This window comes from Sphingomonas jatrophae (assembly GCF_900113315.1).
GTDB lineage: Bacteria > Pseudomonadota > Alphaproteobacteria > Sphingomonadales > Sphingomonadaceae > Sphingomonas_P > Sphingomonas_P jatrophae.
Genome location: NZ_FOZG01000005.1, coordinates 1 through 5175 on the forward strand (window position 1 = coordinate 1; position 5175 = coordinate 5175).

Genomic DNA, 5175 nt, shown 5'->3' on the forward strand with positions numbered 1-5175 from the left:
CGATGGGTGAAGCAGCGAACCTTGGTACGCTAGTCAGCGGGATCGCTGGCAAGCTGGCGGATCGCGGCTGATGTACTCCTTCGAACCTTCTATCGAAGGCTTCGAAATGGGTTCGATCGAAGGCTTCGAACATGGCTGATATTCGAATGTCTCTGGCAGACGCAGCGACCGCTCTTGGTATTGCTCCCAACAGTGTCCGCTCTCGGTTCAAGGCTGGAAAGTTGCGGGGAGAGCGCGACAATCAAGGCAAGCTGTGGGTTTGGCTGGATGATGGCATCCGGCCTGCCGAGAGTTCGTTATCGAACCTTTCGAAGGGTTCGATAAAAGGGTTCGAAAAACGTCAGATCGAAGGCTTCGAAGGTCACATTCGAACCCTCACCGAGCAGCTTGCACTAGCCCAAGCCGAGTTGGCATCTCTTCGCCCCCGCGCCTCTGCCGCCGATCGCCTAGAGGGCGAGATAGCGGGGCTGGAAGCCCTCCGGGATGAGGTCCGCGCCGATCGCGACCATTGGCGCAGCATAGCGGAGCAGGCTCTTTCTGATCGCCGGGAGCAGCCGGAGCCGCGCCGGGGCTTCTGGTCCCGCCTATTCGGTCGCCAGGGCGACAGCCCTAGCGACCAGTGAGGATCACATGGACGACGTAGAAACCCCGATCGAGCGGCCCGACGTGATCGTGCCGGACACCGGCCCGCTGATCCATCTGGCGCAAACCGACGCCCTTCACCTGCTCCACCAGATCGGGGGACGCGTGGTGGTGGCCGATATGGTCGCATTCGAGGCCACGCAGGACATGACCAAACCCGGAGCGCAGGAGATACAGGACTGGCTCGATGCGGGACAGAGACCCGACAGCAACGCGCCGGTGCTGGTCGCCTCGACCGAGATCGGGAGACTGTTCGCCAAGGCCCGCACCGTCGATCCCACCACGCGCGCCAAGGATTCCGGCGAACTGGCGATCATGCAGTGGCTGGGAAGCTATGTAGACTACCATAGCGATGCCAGCATCCTCATCGTCTATGAGAACGGGAAGATTCCGCGCTTCGTCCGCGAAACTGGGCTGGATATGGCAACGGACGTACTGACCACGCGCGCTTTCCTTGAACTGGCCGAGCGGCGCGGGATCGTAAGCAGCGCAGAGGACGTGTGGCAGCGCATCGTTGACGTGGCTCCCACCGCCAATCCCCAAGTCGCTACCATGTCGATCCGAAAGCCGAAGCAGGGCCGGGACACCTGACGATCGTTTCGCAAACGATCGAGAATTGGGGAAGCTGGCGTTCCATTGCCAGTTCTGGCTATCCACCATTAGCCGTCCCCGTCCCGCTTACCGCCGAATGGCGAAGCGCTGTAGGAGTTGCCGTCGTTGATTGTTCGCCAAGCTACTGCCGCTGATTTGAGCACACTGGTGCCGCTGTTCGACGCCTACCGTGAATTTTACGGGCAATCGTCCGATCCGAACGGCGCACGATCTTTCCTCCGTGATCGCTTCGAACATCAGCAGTCGATTATCCTTCTTGCTTTTGATGGTAGCGAGGCTGTTGGTTTCACACAGTTATTTCCATCGTTTTCTTCGACAAGACTAGCACGCACATTCATCCTGAACGATCTATTTGTCGTTCCTAGCGCGCGCGGCACCGGAGCCGGTCGAGCTTTGCTGGATGGGGCATGTGAGTATGGCCGGAACGTAGGAGCGGCGCGGCTGTCACTCTCCACCGCTGTAACCAACACGACCGCTCAGTCTCTGTATGAACGGGCCGGATGGACGCGAGACAACGACTTCTACGCTTATGCCATCCCTCTAACCTGACACAGGTTCGCGTTCCCAAAAACGAAGGTCGCATGGGAACGCCGGTGCGAGCATGAACCGGATAGCTGGCCGTAGGGCGGGGCTTTCCCAAATCCTGTTCCCAATTCGATTTTCCCGAAATACCCCGATCGAGACGGGGAAAAGGGAAAATCGCCGGTCACCGGCTCAATCCCCGGTCGCGTTGCAGGACCAGCTCGCGGTCGCGCAGCTGCTGGTCCACTGCGCGGGCCATCTGCGGCTCGCGCTGGATCCGCTCGATATACAGATCTCGGGTCCGCTGGTTCGCCCCGTTGTAGGCGTCCACCGCGCGGCGCAACGCCTCCGGGGTCGCCCGCCAGTCGCTGCTCTGGTCGCTATAGCCGTGGGCGCCCGCCTCGCGCCGCGCCGCGATCGTCCTGAACCGCTCGGCCACCTGCTCCCGATCGCGCGCCTGCTGGCGCTCCTGCACCTGCAACCGGGCACGCTCGGCGGCTAGCTGCTCACGCTGCTGCGCCTCGGCCGCTTCTCGCCGATCACGATCGACCGCGCCGCTCAACGTCGCCGCCAGCCCGTGCAGCCGGTGCGACACCCGCTGCCCCACGTCGCGCAGCCACTCGGTGCCCTGCTCGATATACTGGCGCAGCCCCCGGCGCTCGATGACGCCGGCATTGTGCTGCCCGACCTTGGTCGCCGGCTCGTAGTCGCGCCCCTCGCGCTGCGCCGCCCGCTCGGCCCGGCGCTCCATCGCCACGACGTTCGGCCCCATGTGCACCGTCGCTTCCTGCTCGCGTCCCTGCCGCGGGTAGCTGCGGTGGTCGACCCGCTCGTGCGACTGCGCCCGTTCCAGCGCCGCGTTCTGCATCTCCGCGAACCGCGCCCGCCAGCGCTCGACCTCCCCGCTCGTCTTCTGGTCCAGTTCGCGGGTCTTCTCCCCCAGCCCCTCCGCGCCGATCCGCCGCGTCGTGGTCAGGAGGTGCGCGTGGTGGTTGCGCTGGTCGCCCTGGCGACCAGGTGCGTGGATCGCCACGTCCACCGCCACCCCGTGCCGCTCGCTGATCTCCCGCGCGAGGCCCACAGCGAGGTCGCGCCGCTCGTCGGCCGACAGTTCGGCCGGGAGCGCGATTTCATATTCCCGCGCCACGGTAGAGTTCTTGCGCGTCTCGGCCCGCTCGGCGGCATTCCACAGCGCCGACCGGTCCTGCACCCAGTCGGGTGCATCGGCGGGGGCGACGATCTCACGATGCTCGATGCCCTGCTTGCGGGTGTAGTCGTGGACAACGCCGGTACGCTCGTCCGCGATCTCCACGCCCGCCCGGTAGGCCGCTGCCGCCGTCGCGCTGCGACCGGCGGACCGGCCTACCGTCTTCACCGCAAGATGGAAGCTCGCCATCGCCGCGCACTCCTTGCCATGTAGCAACATGGCGCGGGCGACAGCCCGCCGGGGTTCGGGGCTACGCCCCGACGCACGCAAACGCAAGTTTGCATAAGTGCGCCATTCTCTCCCTATGGTCGTTCTGGTGGCATCGTTCGTGGTTGTGCGATATGGTGCCTCACATTCGTGCTTTCACGCGGAGAAGCTATGGCGCGCCCGACGCTCGAATCCATCGAGAAGGCCCAGCAGCGGGTCGATCAGGCCAAGGCCCGGTTGCAGGCGCTTCAGGCCCGCGCCTCCGCCCTCGATCGCAAGGCCGATGCCCGCCGCAAGATCATCCTCGGCGGCCTGCTCCTCGATGCCGCGATGAAGGACGCGGAATGGGAAAAGCGTCTCGGTGTGTTGATGGACCGCATCAGCCGCGATCAGGACCGCAAGGCGTTCGAGGGCTGGACCTTCCAGGGTGGCCCCGCCGATGGCTGACCCCTTCGATCCGTCCGAGTTCGACGCGGGTCCACCCTCCGGCGATCCTCACGCCGACTACCGCACCCTGCTCGACGCCATGCGCCGCGCCGGGGCCGAGGGGATCGCGGAAGAGGTGGGCGCGCTGGCCCGTCAGATCGAGCAGGATGCCCGCCAGAGGGCCGACTGGGGCCGGACGGTAGGATCGGAGGTCCGCGACCTGCAACGGGCCGCAGCGGCGCTCCAGCGGGCCAGCACGGGCATCTGGCTCGATTGGCTCAAGGAAGGGCTCTGGGCCGCCCTGATCGCGCTGGCGGTCATCTTCGCCGCAGCCCTCGCCTACCGCTGGGCCAAGGAACCCGTCATCGAGCAGCACCTGTACGGCTGTGCCGGTCGCTGGAACGCCAAAACCCACACCTGCAAGGGTGGATGGGTGCCGCTACAGGCCCAACAGACCCCCCTAGGAAGCCCGTACAGCGCGTTTCAGGGGCTGCCCCTTCCAACACCCACTTCTTCCCCGCCAAGCCTCTCCACGCTTGCCACAGGCGCTCCGATCGTGATGGCGCGGACTCACATCTGACGCACGCGGCGACCAGCCGCGTTCCTTGTTCTTCTTATGTTCCCTCTGATCTAATGATCGTCCACCAGCCTCGTCGGTCGGGCGTGGCCGCTCATTAGATCATTAGAAGAGGCAAAATGCGAAAAAGTTTTAATTCAATGCCTTAGAAAGGGGGGGTGGCTCACCAGCTATGAGCCTCGGAGGCTCACCAGCTATGAGCCACCCCGGCTCACCTGTGACTAAAAACCATATGCTATTTGACCAGATTATGATCACGTAATATCAGTATCGGATCACGTATGAGCCGGGTGGGATCATGAGCGAGCCTCCTCCACACACTTCCACGCATGTAACCCTATCTAGGGGTCCCGGCCCCGGTCCCGGAGGGCAGCAATGGGTGCAGGTGCCCCGCAAAAGCATGGAGGCAATGGCCCAGTTGATGGGCGAAAGTTCTTCTGCTGCGAAGATATTGATTCAGATTACCGCTCGCATGGGCGACCATAACGCGTTTGTTGCGAGCAATCAGGCTATCGGTGATCTGACGGGGCTAAGCTTGGCGACTGTAAAGCGGTCTCTAAAACTATTACAGGATCGTAAATGGATTAACGTCTTGAGACTTGGACCTACGGGAACTGTCCGAGTTATCGTTGTTAATGATCAAGTTGCTTGGTTTGGTCCACGAGATGGCCTTAGGCATAGTTTATTTTCTGCTGCCGTCTTTGTGTCCGAAGCCGAGCAAGACGCGCTGGAGATGCGTGGAAATGGCCCCATGCATGAGTTACCCGCAATCTATCGCGGAGAACTACAGCTACCAACTGGCGACGGGTTACCTCCCCCTAGCGAACCCTCTCTCCCCGGCATGGAACCCGATTTACCGGCATCGCGAGAACCTTCTGCCCGGCAACCGATGGGTGAAGCAGCGAACCTTGGTACGCTAGTCAGCGGGATCGCTGGCAAGCTGGCGGATCGCGGCTGATGTACTCCTTCGAACCTTCTATCG

The 5175-nt window shown here is 63.1% G+C and carries 7 protein-coding genes; 6 read left to right on the forward strand and 1 reads right to left on the reverse strand.

The annotated features are described in order from the left end of the window. Window positions 1-131 precede the first annotated feature (131 nt). The 3 genes from BM360_RS19120 (at window position 132) to BM360_RS19130 (ending at window position 1803) form a co-directional block, all read left to right on the forward strand. Window positions 132-623, forward strand: a complete 492-nt coding sequence (locus BM360_RS19120; protein ID WP_131819311.1) for a hypothetical protein — start codon at window positions 132-134, stop codon at window positions 621-623. A 7-nt stretch (window positions 624-630) separates the two neighbouring features. Further along, window positions 631-1233: a PIN domain-containing protein gene (locus BM360_RS19125; RefSeq protein WP_093317532.1), complete on the forward strand. Its 603-nt coding sequence runs from the start codon at window positions 631-633 to the stop codon at window positions 1231-1233. Between the two features lie 126 nt (window positions 1234-1359). Continuing rightward, complete coding sequence (locus BM360_RS19130; RefSeq protein WP_341350611.1) at window positions 1360-1803, forward strand: GNAT family N-acetyltransferase; 444 nt, start codon at window positions 1360-1362, stop codon at window positions 1801-1803. Window positions 1804-1960: 157 nt separating this feature from the next. Here BM360_RS19130 and mobQ read toward each other — a convergent pair whose 3' ends face one another. Beyond that, window positions 1961-3172, reverse strand: a complete 1212-nt coding sequence (mobQ, locus tag BM360_RS19135) for a MobQ family relaxase (RefSeq protein WP_093317537.1) — start codon at window positions 3170-3172, stop codon at window positions 1961-1963. Window positions 3173-3361: 189 nt separating this feature from the next. On the opposite strand from mobQ, the gene traD reads away from it, so the two are divergent. The 3 genes from traD to BM360_RS19150 all read left to right on the forward strand — a co-directional run bounded on the left by traD (window position 3362) and on the right by BM360_RS19150 (window position 5151). Beyond that, window positions 3362-3637: a conjugal transfer protein TraD gene (gene traD / locus BM360_RS19140; RefSeq protein WP_093317540.1), complete on the forward strand. Its 276-nt coding sequence runs from the start codon at window positions 3362-3364 to the stop codon at window positions 3635-3637. Beyond that, complete coding sequence (locus BM360_RS19145) at window positions 3630-4196, forward strand: hypothetical protein (RefSeq protein WP_242653594.1); 567 nt, start codon at window positions 3630-3632, stop codon at window positions 4194-4196. Before traD ends, BM360_RS19145 begins: the two co-directional genes overlap by 8 nt. Before the next feature lie 406 nt (window positions 4197-4602). Further along, on the forward strand, window positions 4603-5151 hold the full coding sequence (locus tag BM360_RS19150; protein ID WP_131819312.1) for a replication/maintenance protein RepL: 549 nt from the start codon (window positions 4603-4605) through the stop codon (window positions 5149-5151). The last annotated feature ends 24 nt before the right edge of the window (window positions 5152-5175 follow it).

What these genes read in the sequence shown, in the direction of transcription:
- BM360_RS19120 (WP_131819311.1), top strand. Translation starts at nt 132, where the DNA reads ATGGCTGATATTCGAATGTCTCTGGCAGACGCAGCGACCGCTCTTGGT.
- BM360_RS19125 (WP_093317532.1), top strand. Translation starts at nt 631, where the DNA reads ATGGACGACGTAGAAACCCCGATCGAGCGGCCCGACGTGATCGTGCCG.
- mobQ (WP_093317537.1), bottom strand. Translation starts at nt 3,172, where the DNA reads ATGGCGAGCTTCCATCTTGCGGTGAAGACGGTAGGCCGGTCCGCCGGT.
- traD (WP_093317540.1), top strand. Translation starts at nt 3,362, where the DNA reads ATGGCGCGCCCGACGCTCGAATCCATCGAGAAGGCCCAGCAGCGGGTC.
- BM360_RS19145 (WP_242653594.1), top strand. Translation starts at nt 3,630, where the DNA reads ATGGCTGACCCCTTCGATCCGTCCGAGTTCGACGCGGGTCCACCCTCC.
- BM360_RS19150 (WP_131819312.1), top strand. Translation starts at nt 4,603, where the DNA reads ATGGCCCAGTTGATGGGCGAAAGTTCTTCTGCTGCGAAGATATTGATT.